Genomic DNA, 18,052 nt, shown 5'->3' with positions numbered 1-18,052 from the left:
CAGCCCCTTCAAATATCAGTGCCATCTGCCCAGGTCGGTCAAGACAATTACAGTCTGTACCATTTCCTGCCATCACGGGCCAGAAGGTCATGGGCTTCATACGGCCCCCATGTCCCAGCGGGATAATCGACCGGGCCAGAGGCATCCGTGTCCCAGTGTTCAACGATCCGGTCAACCCACTGCCAGGCCATGCCGACTTCATCCCGGTGCACAAAAAGCGATTGATTACCTGCTGCCGCATCAAGAATTAACCGAAGATAAGGCCCAAGACGCACGGCACCATCATGGATGTTTTCATCCAAATTCATATCAACTTCACGCAGTTTATCACCAACACCGCCATGATGTTTGACCATGAACCTAAGCGCCAGATGATCTTCTGGCTGAAGGCGAATGACAAATTTATTGGGACGCAGGTCCGGCTGCCAATCCTTTTGAGGCGCATGAGGCACACATTTGAACTGGATAATGATTTCTGCAAATCGTTCCGTCATTCGTTTGCCGGTACGCAGATAAAAGGGAACGCCGGCCCAGCGCCAATTCTCAATATGCGCCTTAATGGCGACAAACGTCTCCGTACGGGATGGTGCTTCAAGCCGTAGGTCCTCGGTATACGCACCCACAGCCTGCCCTTTAATTGCGCCTGCCGCATACTGACCACGCACAACATTATCGTCGATATCGGAACCCGATAAAGGCTTAAGGCAACGCAGAACCTTTAATTTCTCTTCCCGGATACTGGCAGCATCAAGCGTCGCTGGTGCCTCCATGGAAACCAGACATAAAAGCTGCAGCAAGTGGCTCTGCACCATATCACGCATGGCGCCAATCCCCTCATAAAACTCCGCCCGTCCCTTGACGCCCTGATCTTCTGCAATTGTGATCTGAACATGGTCGACAATATTCTTGTTCCATAATTCTTCGAACAGGATATTGGAAAAACGCAGCGCCAGCAGGTTTTGAACTGCCTCTTTCCCCAGATAGTGATCAATCCGGAACGTCTGCTCCTCAGTGAAGGACTTAGCCACAGCGTCATTAATCGCGCGGGCGCTTTCCCTGTCATGGCCCAGGGGTTTTTCCAGAACTATGCGCGCTCTTGCTGTATTTAGAGCATACTGTCCAAGAAGGTCCGTTGTGCTGGTAAAGACCCGCGGCGGCACGGCAAGAAAATGAACCAGTGGACGTGTATGATCAACAGAAAGCGTAGCTTGTAACCCCGTCCAGTCATCACCAGCTTTACTGAGATCCAAAGCAATCGGAATCACCTGACGAGCAAAGGCGTTCAGCGTGTCTACCTCAACGGGGCAAGCAGGTATGGTTTCGTCGAATACCGTTTGTAAAAACGATGGTACAGTTTCCGTGAGCGGCTTTCTGCTCGTCAGATAAATGCGCGTGTCAGGGGGTAAATGTCCTGCAACAAATCCAGCGTATAATGCAGGCAACAGTTTTTTTCGTGATAAATCACCAAATCCACCAAAGATGACCAGATCAAATGGCATTTCCATGCTGTGAATACCTTTCCCATCCGCCTTGTGGATGTCAGTGACACTCTTATGCGTACCGCTAGGTAAAATAACACTACTCTCTGGCGCTGCATACCATTGGGCCATGATACCAGTCTGTTGGGGCATGTCTACGGAAATACCAACAAGCCAAACTGGTATTCCAATGGTACTAATGTCGTGCTACAGTTTTGATAAATACATAAAGACCAGAGTGCATATGCCCCTTGTTAAATCCATTGGCCCCCTTGAGGAAAACGAACGCTTGCCGCTGTATCATCAGTTGCAGCGGAAAATTCAGGCATCTATCGAAGAAGGTGTTTTATCACCAGGAGATGCCCTGCCTGCCGAGCGTGAGATTGCCTCGGAACTTGGGATTTCCAGAATTACAGTTCGCAAGGCACTGAACGGCCTTGTCAAAAGTGGCTTCCTGTCCAAGAAACAAGGGGCAGGCACTTTTGTCACCACCCATATGGAAAAACGCCTGACGCGCCTGTCTTCTTTTACCGAGGATCTTGCGTCCAGGGGGTGGGTTGCGACCAATCTATGGCTTTCCCGCACCAAAGGTATTATCACCCCTGAAGAAAGTCTCGCCCTTGGTCTGGGTCCTGGCACCGCTGTAATGCGTTTCAAACGGGTTCGCATAGCTGATGATCGTCCAATGGCTGTCGAATATGCCACAGTTCCCGCCTTTACATTACATAGCGTGGATGATGTGCAGGATTCCCTGTACACTGCACTGGAACAAACTGGCCACCGCCCGATACGGGCTATCCAGCGCATCAGAGCCGTCAACCTTACCCGTGATCTGGCAGATCATTTCCATTTGAAAGAAGGTGCAGCCAGCCTGCTTTTGGAACGACGAGGATATAACATTGACGGGCATGCTGTTGAGTTTACCCGGTCCTATTACCGCGGTGACCTCTATGATCTCGTGAATGAATTTGTAGACTAAACGCACCAGCTATACAGCTGCCGCACTAAGCTGCCCCCGCCTACCATTCACCTGCACAAAGCGTCTAAAATCATAATCCTTGCAAAATGTGAAAAAGTTTCATATTTATAGATTTGCGGCTGTCACTGCCAGTCGCTTGGGAGGGGTTCTTTTCCGTAAAGCGATCACCGGATCGTACAGGAAAAGGTGTGTTAAACAAATAAAATTGGGGTCGCAGCCTGCCTGCGATGCGACTTGGTGCTTTTATGAAAATGCAGCATTTTGCCGTGGTAAGCGCATTTGGCCTGATGATAGCCGTAGGCGGCAACAATATGATGCCAATGCAGGCGCAAGAACCACAAACCGCCGCTTCCACACAGCATAGTGCCGTCACCAAGGCGCAGACACACAGAGAAGATACTTTCAAATTATCCGAGGCCTGCCCGCCCAGTTTTGAAAAACTGTCGAACGGAGCCTGTAAATTCAGAAGCCTCTATCAGCTTTATCCATCATTACAGGACCACGGCATCGGTGGTTTGAAAACGGGACTGCCTGACATTCGGGACGGATTTACCGCCAAAGAAATTGATCTTGGGCGGTATTTATTTTTTGATCCTGCATTATCCGGTGATGGTTCCATGTCCTGTGCTACCTGCCATGATCCTGATAAGGGCTTTGCTGACGGCTTGGGTACCAGCATGGGACCGAACGGTTCCCGTGCCTCAAGATCTGCCCCTTCTTTGTGGAATGTTGGATTTCTCAAACGTTTATTCTGGGACGTTCGGGCCGGATCACTGGAAGAGCAAATGCTCGGCCCATTATATTCAGAAATAGAGATGGCTAACACGCCAGAAAACTTACTGGCGACCCTGAACAATATTCCCGCCTACCGGGACATGTTTGCTGATGCATTTGGCACCAACCCCGCCGATGAAATCACCTTAGACCAAATCTATCACGCCATCGCGGCCTTTGAAGCAAGTCTGGTATCCTTCAATAGTCGATACGACCAATATGCCCACGGCTATCATGATGCCCTGAACAAAGAGGAAATAGCCGGACTGAATCTTTTCCGGTCATTTGTGGCACGCTGTAGTGAATGTCACACGCCTCCTCTGTTTACCAATCAGGAAACCGCTGTCATCGTAACACCCGAACCAGAAGGCATGCCATTTGATGTTGGTGCAGAGAAGACTTTTGATGACCCTACTATGCGCGCAGCTTTCAAAGTTCCAACACTGCGCAACATTGCGCTGTCCGCACCCTATATGCATTCAGGTGCCCTGAAAACGATGCGGGAAGCCGTTAAATTTTATAACGATGGCCGCGGGCATGCGATACCCGAAGGGCAGGAAGTCCGCGTTCACTGGCATATCTGGGAACCTAATATGCGCGAGGAAGAGCTGGATCAACTGGTCGCTTTTCTCGGCGCTCTGACAGATGAAAGCATGAAACCAAAAACACCGGAGAAAGTTCCCTCTGGCTTGCCGCCCGTTTCTGCGGATGCTTTCCAGAAAAAATTTACCGAGCAATATTTATCACCATCTATGGCAACGACAACACCACCTGATGAATAGGAGGAACATATGAAAACCGCGCTTAAATGGCTTCTGCCAGTGATTGCACTGGCCGTAGGCTACTATTTCGGTGTTGCAGGACAACCTGCACCGAAAGATCGGGAAGTCACACAAACCGTAAGTACCAATCCCCTGTTCACCAATAGTGGTCAAAGCTCGCTTGCAGCCGGCTCTGGCGGATCAGGTACTATCCATGAGGTACGGGAAGGTCAGCTTATCCAGGATGCTGTCATCGCTGCAAAACCTGGCGATATAATTCAGGTCTACCCTGGCACCTATCATGAGACTGTATATGTCGATAAGGATGACATCACCTTATCTGGTGTCGTGATTGAAGGAGAATGGCCTACACTGGACGGCGATTCTGATGCTGATGGTAAAAGCGACCTGAACGATGCGATTTTATATTCCGGGAACAACTTTCTTGTTGAAAACTTCCGTATCCAGCGGTTCAAAGGTAACGGCATTATGGGCCAGGCAGGGAACAACTTCATTATCCGGAACAACATCATTGATGATGCAGGCGTTTACGGCATTTTCCCACAGCTTGGTAAAAACGGTCTGATTTCTGGTAATGTGGTTTCCCAGATTGCTGACGCCGCCATCTATGTGGGCATGTCAGACAATATTGACGTCATTGCCAACGAAGTTTTTGACAGCGTCGCAGGCATTGAAATTGAAAACTCTCGCCATGCGCTGGTCGAAGGTAACTATACCTATAACAACACGGGCGGCATTTTGGCATTTATCACACCGGGCCTGCCAATTAAGACTACCTACGATGTTATTATCCGCAAAAACTTCGTTTTGAATAACAATCATGAAAACTTTGGTGCACCGGGGTCGACCGTATCCAATATTCCGCCCGGTACAGGTATTCTGATTATGGCGGCCGATGATGTCATTGTTGAAGACAATATTATCAGCGGGAACGACAATGCCGGGATCACCATCACGGACCTGAACATATTTGGTGCCGCGGCGAATGACCCAGATTCCGAGCCTAACTCAGACCGGGTGACTATTCTGACAAACGTTATGCACAATAACGGCAATAACCCTGTCACAGACATCAAAGCACTTGCACTGGCTAATATGTCCACCCGCGGGCCTGATATCATTGATACAGAGGCTATCAGCGGACCAAAAGGCGAAGGTAAATGTATTGTCAATGGTAGTCGCTACCGCACAATCGGTCTGGACAATTATGGTGCCTGCGATCAGGCAGCTACGATGACGGCTTCGATTAGCACTAAAACTCTGCCAGAGCCTGCGGCACCCTATGCGCTCGAAGAAGGGGATGTAAAAGAAGACTTTGAAAAGCGCGTCGGAAAACGCGGCTATTATGCAGTCTGCACCGGCTGTCACGCCTTTGAAGGCACCTTGATCGGGCCACCAGTATCAGAAATTCAGGCCATATATGAAGATGAGCCCGAAGCACTGGCTGACTATATCAACAAGCCTTTCAAAAAACGTCTTGAGGCACCTGAAATGCCGCCACAGAATTATCTGGGTCGCGAAACACAAATCGCTATCGCCAAATATATTCTAAGTGTCGACAACTCGGGGAAATAAACCCCAATAAATATCAGGGCAACACGAACAACGTGCTGCCCTGAGTGATCCACTCACTTTTCTTCCAAGTTCATCTCTTTGCCCCGTGCGTCCCTATGCGCCGGGGTATTTTTTTAGCTTTGCTGCCAGCTTCCTGTCACCGACGCGCTGCCAGATCCGCTTCGGCAGCGATATAGCCAAAAGCGCTCCAGCTGGAACCGGTCAGAATTTCTTCTAACAGTAAATCAGATTTGTCCTGTTGCCCCGTGTAATAATACCAGTTGGCCAGACCGTACGCGGCAGCAGAGCCCCCCGGTGTATTGGCACTGATTTCCCCCAAACCTTCTTCTGACAAATCACCTTTATAAAAGAGGCATAGGCGGAGATAATCACCATTTTCCAGAATTGTCATGCCGGGATGAATGTCTTCCAAAATCGCTTCTGCTTCATCTTCCCGCCCAAGACGTCGCAGGATCATATATAGCCAGTGTGCCGTAGACACTGTGCCATCATCATTTGTGCTGATGCGGTGCCCTTCACTAAAGGCCCGGTAGGCATTTTCAAAATCCTGCTTCAAATAATAAGCCAAACCAAGATGGTACCAGATATTGCCGTGTGTTGTCGTCAGCGGCACATTATATTTATTGGGCATACCGTCAGGCTCGATGGCATTTTTCTGCCCGGCGATCAGCTTTGCAGCAGCTTCAAGGTCGGCAATAGCTGCATCAAACTCACGGACAGAAATATACCGGTGTCCACGATGACGATACATGCGGGCGTCTTTGGGGTGTTTTTCAATCCCTCTTGAGAATATCTCAATCGCCTTCTGGTACTCCCCAAGATAGGCCGTGCGACGACCATACCAAATCAAGGCAAGTGCATCAGAAGGCGACTGCTCATAGGCCTCTTTCGCCTGCTGATATTGCTCCAACATACGCGCTGACGGTGCTGCAGCCCGCAAAGGCTCCCCAAAGAGTGACATTGCCTCAACTGATGCACCTTCATCTTGTGCCAGTGCCGTATCTTGTGCCAGTGCCGTCGGACCAGCAAATGCAGCAGTGGCCATCACCGCCGCAAGTGCAACTGGTAAAATCTTATTTTTCATCAAACCCCTCCCCCGAAATGATAGAAACAAACATACATGCAACTGCCCGGCAAATACTTGCCGGGCAGCCAGAACAGTGCCTTAAAAGTTTTTCAGGTCAAAGAGTTTTTGACGTTACCGTCCGTCAATACGGAAGCAGCCATTGCCGTCCGGGCGTCCCAAACGGTCAATTGTGTGGCCCTGATTATCCAGAAACAGCCACATATAGCTTCTTAGCCCCTGCATCCGTTCCGAAGTAATCACATCAACCGGGCTGTCAAACTTGATTTTAACCTTTAACGCATCAGGTGCATATTTTGGTTTGGGACTGATCATGGACAAAGCCGTAATCTGGCCCACCGCAGATTGATCCCGAAACGCACCAATGACCCTGTCCCCCAGAAGCGGACGGAAACTGCCCTCTGAATCTCGCAGTGTAGCGGAACAGGTATTCCAATCCCGAAAACCATGGGCAAAGGCCATAGCCTCCAGACCATCACTGTGGCTTAATTTAATATCTTTGTCAGAGAAAAAAGACCGCAGGCGTTTTGCCCCGGCTTTGATTTGTGTAATAGTTATCATAACTTGTCTCGCATTTCATTGCGAATAGCATGGTCGTACAGGTGTCCGCGTTGCTGTCATCGCTATTCTTTATGAATTGTGCGAAAACAAAGTAATTTCGAATGACTTCACCAACCCAAATGGGAGCGGACGGCAGGCGCATTCGAAGCCCGTGGGTTGCTCTAATGCCCGAAATCAGGCACAAAATCAAGATTGACTTTCTATACAGTGCATGTTTCAACAAGCGTTGAAATTTATCAGAGGTAATTTCTGGGGAGGAAATCATACCGTGAAACCAATCCATGTCATCTTCGTGCTGCTGGTCAGCATGGGGGCTATTATTTCATTTGTGCTGATCAGTGATCCAACACCCAATGCAGCCGGTCTTGATCATCCTACTATTGCTCATATAGATATTGGTGGAGACGGCGCAGAGCGGCTTGCCCCAATTGGCAGAGCCCCCTACTGGTTCATGGTCGCCTTGTTTAGCATGGTGCCATTTTTACTGTACCTGGGCATCTCCAGGCACCGCAGGACTAATCTCGTGCGCGCTGCGCTTTCCGTGGGTGGTTTAGCGTCCCTCTATGTCTGGCACAATATGTACACCAGCTACGAAACCTACCTTGCAACAGGCGAAACAACCATCTTCCTGGGTTTCCCGGAGCCGACCGCCTGGTTTGTTTATGGCCTGTGGTGTTCGCTTGTAACCTACACGGCAACCTATTTTCTCGGGTTTGATACCTTCATCTTCCCCAAAGAAGATGAAAAAGCCTTCACTGAACTGATGGCAGAGATTAACGCCACTCGAAAAGCAGAAGCGGAGGCAGGATAATGGAAGAGTTTCGCCAGGAAATTATCCTGACATGTGTCGCCGCCTATATGGGGCTTTGTATCTGGGTTGGTATTTGGGCCATGCGCCGCACCAAGTCTGCCGGTGACTTTTTCGTTGCAGGCCGGGGTTTGGGCCCTGTTGTTATTTCCCTCGCCGTATTTTCCTCTACCCTGTCGGGTTTTGGATTTGTCGGGGGTCCGGGGCTTGTATATGCGACTGGCATGTCATCCGTCTGGATGACTGTATCAACCCTTGGCTATGCCCTTGGATTTTATTTGGTCGCAATACGTATTCGTATGGTCGCTGAAGCCCGCGACACAGTCAGCCTGCCTGACGTGATCGCAGCCCGCTATGATAGTGAAGCCGCCCGTCTGTTAACCGCCATCACCATCCTTTTGGGTGTGTTAGGCTATATGGCGACGCAAATTCTGGCGATGGGACTGGTTCTGCAGTCCGTGCTGTCTGCCTCGGAGATGTTTGCGAATATCTCGCTGTTTACCTGCGTGGTCTTTTCCTCAGCAATCCTGATCTTTTACTGTGTAACGGGCGGTATTATTGCCAGTGTTTACACCGATCTGGTCCAAGGGGGCATTATGATTGTCGCTGGCGCGCTGGTTGTTATCACCGCCATTGATGTCTTCCCCGGCGGCATGGCTGAGGTGTCAGAAACTCTGCTGAAAACCGACAGTGAATCGATCATGCCGTTTGGTACGCTTGGCACAATGGCATCTATCGCCTGGTGTTTCATGTTTGGTCTAGGCCTTGCCGGCCAGCCCCATGTTGTCACAAAAATGATGATGAATAAGTCGATCCGTGACAACAAGGTCATCCTGCCCATTACCGTGATCGGGTATGCGATTGCTGCCATGCTGTGGATCAGTGTTGGTGTTGTTATGCGGGCGCTGGTTCTGGGTGATGTTGCACCGCCACTTTCCAGTGCAGATGAAGCAGCCCCGGTCTTTTTGTCCACCTACGCACATCCCCTGCTGGCTGGTATTGTGTTTGCTGGGCTTTTTGCTGCTATCATGTCAACAGCAGACGGATTTCTGAATATCGGGGCTGCGGCTATCATTCATGATATTCCGCGCGCAATCCGGGGACGGTCACTGGACCGCGAGCTTTGGTGGGCCCGTGTTGCAACGATTGTCCTGTCTGTAATTGCCGCCTGTTTTGCGCTCTACAGTTATTATTACGGCAGTAAACTGGTTGCCATTCTCGGTACTTTTGGCTGGGGCACATTTGCCGCCGCCCTTGTACCGGTCGTGATGTTTGGTTTGAACTGGAAAGGGGCGACAAAGGCAGCCGCGATTACGTCGATTACCTTCAGCCTAATCATTAACTTTAGCTTTCAGGTCTTTGAGATCACGGTCCCCTACGGCATAAGCCCTGGCTTCATTGCCATGCTGGCGTCCATGATCCTGTTTGTCGGCATCAGTCTTCTGGACAAACGGCCGCAGATCGCCAAAGACATTGACCGTATTATGGACTTATAAAACCCGCGGTTTTTAACACTAAAAAGGGGCTGTCAGAGCCCCTTTTTTCGTTTTCACTTTACCCTTGCCTGTCGCAAGAGGGGCCGCCACCAAACGTTAGCGCGGCGCCATGCGTACAGCTGCATCCATCCGAATGGTTTCCCCGTTCAGATAGCGGTTCTCAACAATATGTCCCACAAGGGACGCATACTCTGAAGGCTTGCCAAGGCGTTTCGGGTACTGCACCTGTTCGACAAGGCTTTCAATCGCCTTTTCAGGCAAACTGTCAAACAGTGGTGTATGAATGAACCCCGGCGCAATCGTATTTACCCGGATTCCATTGCGGGACAGCTCTCTCGCGGCGGGTAGCGTCAACCCGACAACACCCCCCTTTGAGGATGCATAGGCTGTTTGCCCAACCTGCCCTTCAAAGGCTGCAATAGACGCTGTATTAATGATAACACCGCGTTCCCCATCCTCACCCGGCGCATTTTTTGCCATGGCTTCTGCTGCCTGTGACAGAACATTAAATGTACCGACCAGATTTATGCCGACAATTTTCTTATAATGATCCAGCGGATTTCGGTTGCCTTCCCGGTCCAGTATTTTCACCGGTGGGCCAATGCCAGCACAGTTTACAGCAATATCAAGTCGGCCGCTTTCATCCAGTGCAACTTTGATCGCAGCAGCAACGTCTTCTTCGCTGGTTACATCCGTCTTGTGGAAATGAACCGACCCGCCCAATTCACTGGCCAACGCCTGACCACGGTCTTCGTTCATATCCAGGATCACAACTGCTGCGCCCTTGCCCGCAAGGTGACGAACCGTTGCTTCTCCAAGGCCGGACGCACCGCCTGTCACAATTGCTGATTTACCGCTTAAATCCATTTCAAAACTCCAATCCAAGAAAATAATCTCGATAATGTGATGAAAAACCCGGGCATGCAAGCCTTGGAACTATTGGCAGATTGATTATGTCCCGGTATGACTAGGAAAACTACGCAGGAATTTTACGATGACATTTGATTATGATTTGTTTGTGATTGGCGCAGGGTCTGGTGGTGTACGTGCCAGTCGTATCGCTGCTGGATTTGGCGCTAAAGTCGCTGTTGCAGAAGAATACCGCGTAGGAGGTACCTGCGTGATCCGTGGCTGCGTCCCCAAGAAGCTTCTGGTATTTGCCTCTCACATCCGGGAAGATCTGGAATCAGCAGAAGGCTACGGCTGGACTGTTGGTGACAGCAGCTTTAGTTGGGAAACTCTGATAAAGAATAAAGATCAGGAAATTGACCGCCTGAATGGCCTTTACATCAAAACACTGGAAGGTGCGGGCGTCGAAACTATCAATGGTCGTGCGGTCGTCACCGGCCCAAACAGTGTCGAAGTTGACGGCAAGACATATACCGCAGGCAAGATTCTCATCGCGGTTGGCGGCTGGCCTACGCTGCCGGACGTTCCGGGTATCGAACATGCAATCACCTCAAACGAGGCACTGCACCTTGATCATCTGCCAGATCATATCGTTGTTGTGGGTGGCGGTTATATCGCCGTTGAATTTGCAGGTATCTTCCGCGGCATGGGTGCAAAGGTAACCCAGCTATACCGCAGTGAGCAGATTTTGCGCGGTTTTGACGGGGATTTGCGCGACCGTCTGGCCACAGAAATGCGGAAAAAGGGCATTGATCTGCGTGTCGAAACCAATATCACCAAGATTGAGAAAACTGGTACGGGTGTCCGCCTGACCCTGACTGATGGATCAACGCTGGATGCCGGCGCTGTTATGTATGCCACTGGCCGCAAACCAAAGACAGACGGTCTGGGTCTTGAAACAGCGGGCGTCGCGACGGCGAAAAATGGTGCCGTAATTGTAGACGAATACAGCCGCACTAACGTTGAGAGCATTTTTGCCGTCGGGGACGTTACCGACCGCGTTCAGCTTACTCCCGTGGCCATCAAGGAAGGACACGCTTTTGCCCTGACTGAATTTGGCGGCAAACCTACATCGCCAGTGCATGATGCAATCCCGACAGCAGTATTCTCTCAGCCGCCTATTGGTACAGTCGGACTGTCAGAAGAAGAGGCGCGTGAGCAATACGGCGAAATCAGCGTCTTCACATCAGACTTCCGCCCCATGAAACACACGCTTGGCGGTTCTGATGAACGTGCCTTCACGAAACTGATCGTCGATAAGGCAACAGACAAAGTTGTTGGCGCCCACATGATTGGTCTCGATGCCGCTGAAATCATTCAGGGTATTGGCATTGCGGTAAAGGCCGGGCTGACCAAAGCTGATTTTGATGCAACAGTGGCTGTACACCCTTCAAGCGCAGAAGAATTCGTTCTGATGCGGTAGACAATGTGTCATCGGCCAGGCGTCTTTTTGCGATATTGACAATAAGACGCATTGACCGCGGTCCGAACTTGTTTATAGAGGGTTTTTCTAGGGTTTAAGGAAAAGTTGTTATAGCCTGCCCTGAAAGAAATACTTCGTCGCCTTTTTGTAACAGAAGCACTAAAAGGAAGACGATTTGATCCGGACACGTCCGTCCGGTAACTAAAACTAAGGATGAATGCATGAGTTCGGACATTCAGGTACTTGAATCAGCGGTAGTACGATTCGCCGGTGATTCTGGTGATGGCATGCAGCTAACAGGTAGCCAGTTCACAACGTCAACGGCCCTGTCAGGCAGCGATCTGGCAACATTTCCAGATTTCCCTGCTGAAATTCGCGCACCTGCGGGAACAACATTTGGTGTTTCCGCATTCCAGATTAATTTCGGGGCGAAGAAAATCAAAACCGTTGGCGATGCGCCAGACGTGTTGGTTGCCATGAACCCGGCGGCACTGAAAGTCAACCTGGCAACACTGCGCCCCGGCGGCATGATCGTTGTGGACACGGGTTCTTTTACCAAGCGTAATCTGCAAAAAGCTGGCTATGACGCGAACCCTCTTGAAGATGGATCGCTTGAACATTACCAGTTGGTCGAACTGGATGCGACCAAGATGACTGTTGAAGCCGTCAAAGACTTTGGCCTGGGCAACAAAGAAGCCCTGCGCTGTAAGAACATGTGGACGCTTGGTCTTATGCTCTGGATGTTCAGCCGTAATCGTGCACCGATCATCGACTGGCTCAAAGCAAAGTTTGCCAAACTTCCTGATATTGCGGACGCAAATATTGCGGCCCTGAATGCAGGTCACGCGTTTGGGGAAACCGCAGAGCTGCATTCATCGATTAAACGCTATACCATCGGCGCAACGAAACAGGAGCCGGGCATCTATAAAACTGTGACAGGTTCAGAAAGCCTGTCGTGGGGTCTGGTTGCTGGTAGTCAGCTTGCCAATCTGCAGATTGTCCTGGGTAGCTATCCAATCACACCTGCCTCCCCTGTTCTTCATACGCTTTCCAAAATGAAAGAACTGGGTGTTGTAACCTTTCAGGCCGAGGATGAAATTGCAGCGATTTGTGCTGCCCTTGGTGCGGCCTACGGAGGTGCACTCGGTATAACCAGTTCTTCTGGCCCCGGCATTGCGCTGAAAACAGAAGCCCTAGGCCTTGCCATATCTACTGAACTGCCACTGGTCGTTGTAAATGTGCAGCGCGGCGGCCCTTCAACTGGCATGCCAACCAAAACTGAGCAATCTGATCTGTATCAGGCTATTTATGGCCGTAACGGTGATGCACCGCTACCGGTTATCTCTACCCGGTCACCAGCAGACTGTTTCGAAGTCGCTATTGAGGCTTGTCGTCTGGCAACAAAATATATGACACCCGTGATCCTGCTGTCTGACGGTTTTATCGCCAACGCTGCAGAACCGTGGAAACTGCCTGATATGGATGCACTGGAGCCGTTCCCCGCGAAATTCGTGGAAGAAATTGGTGAAGACGGTTTCAATCCATATAAACGGGACGAAGAAACACTGGCACGCAACTGGGCTGTCCCAGGCACACCAGGCGCCATGCACCGTATTGGCGGCATTGAGAAAAGCTACGACACTGGCCATATCTCCTACGATCCTGCAAACCACCAGAAAATGACGGATACCCGTGCAGCAAAAGTTGCGGGCATCGCACATGACATTCCTCTTCAAGATGTGGATCAGGGCGCAAAATCTGGCAAACTGGCTGTTGTTGGGTGGGGCTCCACTTATGGTCCTATATCAGAGGCCGTGAAAGCTGCCCGTGCTGAAGGCAAAGATGTTAGCCATATCCACATTCGCTACCTGAACCCAATGCCATCAAACATGGCAGACCTGCTTGCTGGCTTTGACCATATTCTGGTACCTGAAATGAACACAGGCCAACTGAAAACTGTATTGCGGGACCGGTATCTGGTGGACGCAACACCGCTGAACAAGGTCTCAGGTCAACCCTTCAAGATTACCGAAATCCAGGCAGCTATTAATGCGGCTCTTGGTGAGGAAGGATAATCGCCATGACTGAACAAACAAAGCTGACTATCAAAGACTTCACAAGCGATCAGGAAGTTCGTTGGTGCCCTGGTTGTGGGGATTATGCAATTTTGAAATGCATGCAGCGGACGCTCCCGGAAATGGGTGCTACGCTCGAAAATACCGTATTTGTATCGGGCATTGGCTGCTCATCGCGTTTCCCATATTATATGAACACCTATGGTTTTCATACAATTCACGGACGAGCGCCTGCGATTGCAACTGGGCTGAAACTGGCGAACCCGGATCTTGATGTTTGGGTGATCACAGGCGACGGCGACGGCTTGTCCATCGGCGGTAATCACACCATGCATATGCTGCGCCGGAATGTTGATCTGAATATTCTACTTTTCAACAACAAGATTTATGGCCTGACAAAAGGACAATACAGCCCAACTACAGAAGTAGGTCATCTGTCACCCTCGACACCATTTGGTTCTGTTGATCCGTCTCTGAACCCTATCAGTTTTGCTCTTGGCTCCGGGGCTCGCTTCGTCGCCCGGACGGTGGACACGGCACAAAAGCACATGCCAGGCGTATTCATGGCTGCGAAGGAGTTCAAAGGTGCTTCCTTTGTAGAAATTCTGCAGAACTGTATCGTCTATAACGACGATGCCTGGTCAGATATTACCGAGAAGAAAGCAGCGCCTGAGAAACAGTTGTTACTGGAACATGGTGAGAAGATGATCTTTGGCGCAGAAAGGAACAAAGGCATTGTCTTTGATCTGGCTGAATTCCGCCTGAAAGTTGTCAACATTGGTGAAGACGGTGTCACCGAAGATGATATTCTGACCCACGACGAGAAAAATCACGGTATGGCGCGCCTTCTGGCAGAGCTTGGCGCCGGTGACGGGGAACCTGTCGCAATGGGTGTTCTCTATAACAGCCCCGCTGAAACATCGTATGAAAAAGCGGTTCATGCCCAGGTGGATTATCTGGCGTCTGGCTCCAAAAGAACACTGAAAGATATTGTCTATGGCGGTCAGACTTGGACCGTTGAATAAACAAATACCGCTGTCAGGAACAAACGGCCTTATCTGATTGGTTCCTGCAGCTTACATCGCAGCAATCAGACTTTGCCCTAGCTGCGAGAAGAAACCATAGAAAAAGCTGGTGACGGTATTTCCGTACACCAGCTTTTTATTTCTAAGGGCTTATAGTGTTAAAACAGTATATACGGCCCTTCCGCGCTTCTTCATTTCAAAAAGACTGATCAGCAACATACCCTTCTATATAACTACAAGGGGCGCCATGACACACCGCAAGGCAGAATGCCAAACGGAGCCCACTTACTATGTAGGACCATCCAAAGAAAAAGCCCCGGCGAAGGGGCTTCAACTAGACTTTCATATCAACGTTGGCACCGCCGCCTGCAATCGCGGGGCTGGGGGCAGCAGAAGCGGCTGCCTGTTCCTGTATCTTTTTACTGTTCTGCGCCATGTCCTGCGCTACAGCAACTTTTACAGTGTTACCAATGGCGGCAACTGCTGCCTGTCTGATTGCATCTGACATACTCTACTCCTTACGTTCAATCTGTAAGCACCCTACGACATGCGGATAAATGTCCCATTAATGAATTGATAAAATTCGACCTTTTTTGCCTTTTCACTCTCATGCTTGTATAGTGTCTCAATATGGCACAGTTCGTGCTTGGGCTATCACAGTGAATTTGATACGGTTTTTAAGTTTATGAGTATATCTGTATCCTTAGCCAATAGGAAACTACGATGAATACGATTAATCCCAATGCCAATGCAGCTGCTGCACAGGGACTAGGCAGAAACAAGACAGCACCAACAGAAACACAGCAGAGCTTTCAATCCAGTTTGGCTGACGCCACTTCTGATACGGCAAACTCGGACCAGGCAGCCGTTGAAGTTAGCCTAAGCGACGAAGCAAAAGCATATCTGGCTGATGAAATATCCGTTCCTGGGAAATCTGTGGCCCATACGGCCCGTGCCAAGCTCGCACTTGAGGAATATCAGGCGCTTGCTGACTTGCCCTTTGGCAAAGTTGTCAGCACCCTTGCGCGCGGCCTTGATCTGAATACGCTTCTGCCGCGGGCAGAAGAGCCTGCGGACAGTGTTGGCGGCACTGACAGTACAGGTGGTACAGATAGTACAGGTGGCACCGACAGCATCCCTGCATCCGATGACGGAGAGGGCGCTGACAGCATTAGCGCTGGAACAGACGATCAAGAAGGAATAGATGTTCCTGCTGCCAGTAGCGGACTAAGCGATGCCGAAGCAGCGCTTAGTTTATTGTCTGATACGAACGAGGAAGACGATCAGGTACTCTGATCCCTCCGCATTAAAAAGCTGCAGCCTTCGCCCCCGGACGGCGTGGGTCTGCAGCGCCCATTAACAGGCCATCACCACGCACCATAATAGTCTGCGTTGACCCCAATATTCTATCCCACGGATCATCAGAGTTCGCTTTGACCATGTGGCCTTTATCCTTCAGGATACGCAGCGTATCGATGGAAAAGCCTGGCTCGACCATCAACCGGTCAGGGAACCACTGATGATGAATTCTTGGCGCTGCTGTCGCCGCCGCCGCATTCATATCAAACTCCATCGCATTCAGAATTGTCTGCAGAACCACCGTAATAATAGTACTACCCCCAGGAGAGCCTGTAACCATGTATGGCTTACCGTCTTTGAAAACCATGGTGGGCGTCATAGAAGATAAAGGACGTTTTCCTGGTTCAATCGCATTTGCTTCACCGCCCAGCAAACCAAACCCATTCGGCGTGCCCGGCTTGGCAGAAAAATCATCCATTTCATTATTCATCAGGAAACCAGCACCATCAACGGCCTTGCCATTCCCGAAGGTGAAGTTCAGCGTATATGTCACAGCAACCATATTACCCCAACGGTCCGCCGTGGAATAATGCGTTGTGTCGTTACTTTCATACGGCAGTTTTGGAGCAGGGGAAATCTCTTTGGACGGCGTAGCGCGGTCATCTTTGATCTTGGCCCGGATGGCTGCTGCATACTCTTTGTCTGTCAGACCCGCGATCGGCACATCAAAATAGTCTGGATCACCAAGGTATTTGGACCGATCCGCATAGGCATATTTCATGCTTTCTGTCAGTCGGTGCACATACTCGGCACTGTTGTGCCCCATATCTTTCAGGTCATAGCCTTCAAGTATGTTCAGCATCTGGATAACATGGACCCCACCCGAAGACGGCGGCGGCATCGACACAACAGTGAAGTCCCGGTATGTACCCTTAACCGCTTCCCGTTCAATCGCCTTATAGCCTTTCAGATCTTCCAGTGTCATGATACCGCCCTCTGCCTGAACCGCAGCGACAATCTGATCTGCAACCTTACCTTCGTAAAATCCTTTAACGCCCTTGTTGGCGATAGCTTTCAGTGTTTTCGCCAGATCTGGCTGCTTAAAAAGCTCGTCCCGTTCGTACACGCTGCCATCCACCTTGTAGAAGTATTTTTTCGCGGCTGGATTTTTCTGCAGGTGCTCCACGCGTCTGGCGAGCGAGTCATATAGCCCCCATGTCATCGGGAAGCCTTTTTCTGCCAACCGGATGGCGGGCTTCATAACGTCTTTAAGGGACATTGTGCCGTATTTTTCCAACGCATCCACCAGTCCCATCACGGTACCCGGCACCCCAGAAGACTTCATACTGAACCGTGCAAGACGGTTATCAACATTGCCCTCAGCATCGAGGAAAAGATCACGGTGTGCAGCGGACGGTGCCATTTCACGGAAATCAATGGCGATGACTTTGTCTTCTTCGGCCAGGTATGCCAGAAGGAAACCACCTCCACCAAGGTTACCAGCCTGCGGATGGGTCACAGCAAGTGCAAAGCCGGTGGCCACAGCTGCATCAACCGCATTCCCGCCTGCTTTCAATATCTCCAGCCCTGCTTCGCTGCCATATGTCTCTTGGGCTACAACCATGCCGTTTTCACCTAAGACAGGCTGGAATTGGCTGTTGAAAGTATAAGGGGCAACATATTTGCTACTGCTGGATTTTAAACCCTGTGCAGTAACCGCACCACAAGCGACCAAGACAATGGACACCGCAGCAAAAAAGGACCGTAAATATTTCATAGAGAAA

Annotated in this window: 15 protein-coding genes; 9 read left to right on the top strand and 6 right to left on the bottom strand. The window is 50.3% G+C overall.

All coding sequences use genetic code 11. The annotated features are described in order from the left end of the window. Window positions 1-47 precede the first annotated feature (47 nt). Window positions 48-1,610, bottom strand: a complete 1,563-nt coding sequence (zwf, locus tag IE181_RS07360) for a glucose-6-phosphate dehydrogenase (protein ID WP_191251356.1) — start codon at window positions 1,608-1,610, stop codon at window positions 48-50. 112 nt (window positions 1,611-1,722) lie between these two features. Here zwf and IE181_RS07355 point away from each other — a divergent pair, with 112 nt between their 5' ends. The 3 genes from IE181_RS07355 (at window position 1,723) to IE181_RS07345 (ending at window position 5,588) form a co-directional block, all read left to right on the top strand. Then, complete coding sequence (locus IE181_RS07355; protein WP_191251354.1) at window positions 1,723-2,457, top strand: GntR family transcriptional regulator; 735 nt, start codon at window positions 1,723-1,725, stop codon at window positions 2,455-2,457. Between the two features lie 245 nt (window positions 2,458-2,702). After that, window positions 2,703-4,013 carry a cytochrome-c peroxidase gene (locus IE181_RS07350; protein WP_229819214.1) on the top strand — a complete coding sequence of 437 codons (1,311 nt, stop codon included), beginning with the start codon at window positions 2,703-2,705 and terminating at the stop codon, window positions 4,011-4,013. 9 nt (window positions 4,014-4,022) lie between these two features. Further along, window positions 4,023-5,588, top strand: a complete 1,566-nt coding sequence (locus IE181_RS07345; RefSeq protein ID WP_191251352.1) for a parallel beta-helix domain-containing protein — start codon at window positions 4,023-4,025, stop codon at window positions 5,586-5,588. Window positions 5,589-5,724: 136 nt separating this feature from the next. Here the strand turns inward: IE181_RS07345 and IE181_RS07340 are convergent, their stop codons facing one another. Continuing rightward, window positions 5,725-6,672 carry a tetratricopeptide repeat protein gene (locus tag IE181_RS07340; RefSeq protein ID WP_191251350.1) on the bottom strand — a complete coding sequence of 316 codons (948 nt, stop codon included), beginning with the start codon at window positions 6,670-6,672 and terminating at the stop codon, window positions 5,725-5,727. 114 nt (window positions 6,673-6,786) lie between these two features. Then, the gene (locus tag IE181_RS07335; RefSeq protein ID WP_191251348.1) at window positions 6,787-7,233 is read right to left on the bottom strand and encodes a glyoxalase superfamily protein; all 447 of its coding nucleotides are present in this window, start codon (window positions 7,231-7,233) and stop codon (window positions 6,787-6,789) included. A 268-nt stretch (window positions 7,234-7,501) separates the two neighbouring features. Between IE181_RS07335 and IE181_RS07330 the strand changes: the two genes are divergently transcribed. Then, window positions 7,502-8,044 (top strand): hypothetical protein, encoded by a 543-nt coding sequence (locus tag IE181_RS07330; RefSeq protein ID WP_191251346.1) that lies wholly within the window; start codon window positions 7,502-7,504, stop codon window positions 8,042-8,044. Further along, window positions 8,044-9,537: a sodium/proline symporter gene (locus IE181_RS07325; protein WP_191251344.1), complete on the top strand. Its 1,494-nt coding sequence runs from the start codon at window positions 8,044-8,046 to the stop codon at window positions 9,535-9,537. The genes IE181_RS07330 and IE181_RS07325 overlap by 1 nt, the downstream gene beginning before the upstream one ends. Window positions 9,538-9,633: 96 nt before the next feature. On the opposite strand, the gene IE181_RS07320 is transcribed toward IE181_RS07325, so the two are convergent. Further along, window positions 9,634-10,404: a 3-hydroxyacyl-CoA dehydrogenase gene (locus IE181_RS07320; RefSeq protein ID WP_191251342.1), complete on the bottom strand. Its 771-nt coding sequence runs from the start codon at window positions 10,402-10,404 to the stop codon at window positions 9,634-9,636. Between the two features lie 127 nt (window positions 10,405-10,531). Between IE181_RS07320 and gor the strand changes: the two genes are divergently transcribed. The 3 genes from gor (at window position 10,532) to IE181_RS07305 (ending at window position 14,969) form a co-directional block, all read left to right on the top strand. Continuing rightward, window positions 10,532-11,869, top strand: coding sequence for a glutathione-disulfide reductase (gor, locus tag IE181_RS07315; protein ID WP_191251340.1), 1,338 nt, complete (start codon window positions 10,532-10,534; stop codon window positions 11,867-11,869). Between the two features lie 221 nt (window positions 11,870-12,090). Then, entirely contained in the window at window positions 12,091-13,944 is a 1,854-nt protein-coding gene (locus IE181_RS07310) for a 2-oxoacid:acceptor oxidoreductase subunit alpha (RefSeq protein ID WP_191251338.1), read from the top strand. 5 nt (window positions 13,945-13,949) lie between these two features. Continuing rightward, window positions 13,950-14,969 carry a 2-oxoacid:ferredoxin oxidoreductase subunit beta gene (locus IE181_RS07305; RefSeq protein ID WP_191251336.1) on the top strand — a complete coding sequence of 340 codons (1,020 nt, stop codon included), beginning with the start codon at window positions 13,950-13,952 and terminating at the stop codon, window positions 14,967-14,969. Between the two features lie 334 nt (window positions 14,970-15,303). Here IE181_RS07305 and IE181_RS07300 read toward each other — a convergent pair whose 3' ends face one another. Beyond that, on the bottom strand, window positions 15,304-15,477 hold the full coding sequence (locus IE181_RS07300; protein ID WP_191251334.1) for a hypothetical protein: 174 nt from the start codon (window positions 15,475-15,477) through the stop codon (window positions 15,304-15,306). Between the two features lie 215 nt (window positions 15,478-15,692). Between IE181_RS07300 and IE181_RS07295 the strand changes: the two genes are divergently transcribed. Next, a complete protein-coding gene (locus tag IE181_RS07295; RefSeq protein ID WP_191251332.1) occupies window positions 15,693-16,265 on the top strand; it encodes a hypothetical protein in 573 nt (190 codons plus the stop codon). 10 nt (window positions 16,266-16,275) lie between these two features. On the opposite strand, the gene ggt is transcribed toward IE181_RS07295, so the two are convergent. Continuing rightward, complete coding sequence (ggt, locus tag IE181_RS07290) at window positions 16,276-18,045, bottom strand: gamma-glutamyltransferase (RefSeq protein ID WP_191251330.1); 1,770 nt, start codon at window positions 18,043-18,045, stop codon at window positions 16,276-16,278. Window positions 18,046-18,052 lie beyond the last annotated feature (7 nt).

Source organism: Kordiimonas sediminis (assembly GCF_014656395.1).
Taxonomy (GTDB): domain Bacteria; phylum Pseudomonadota; class Alphaproteobacteria; order Sphingomonadales; family Kordiimonadaceae; genus Kordiimonas_A; species Kordiimonas_A sediminis.
The sequence above is the reverse complement of the archived record's forward strand: the minus strand, read 5'-3'. Positions and strand labels throughout refer to the sequence as shown.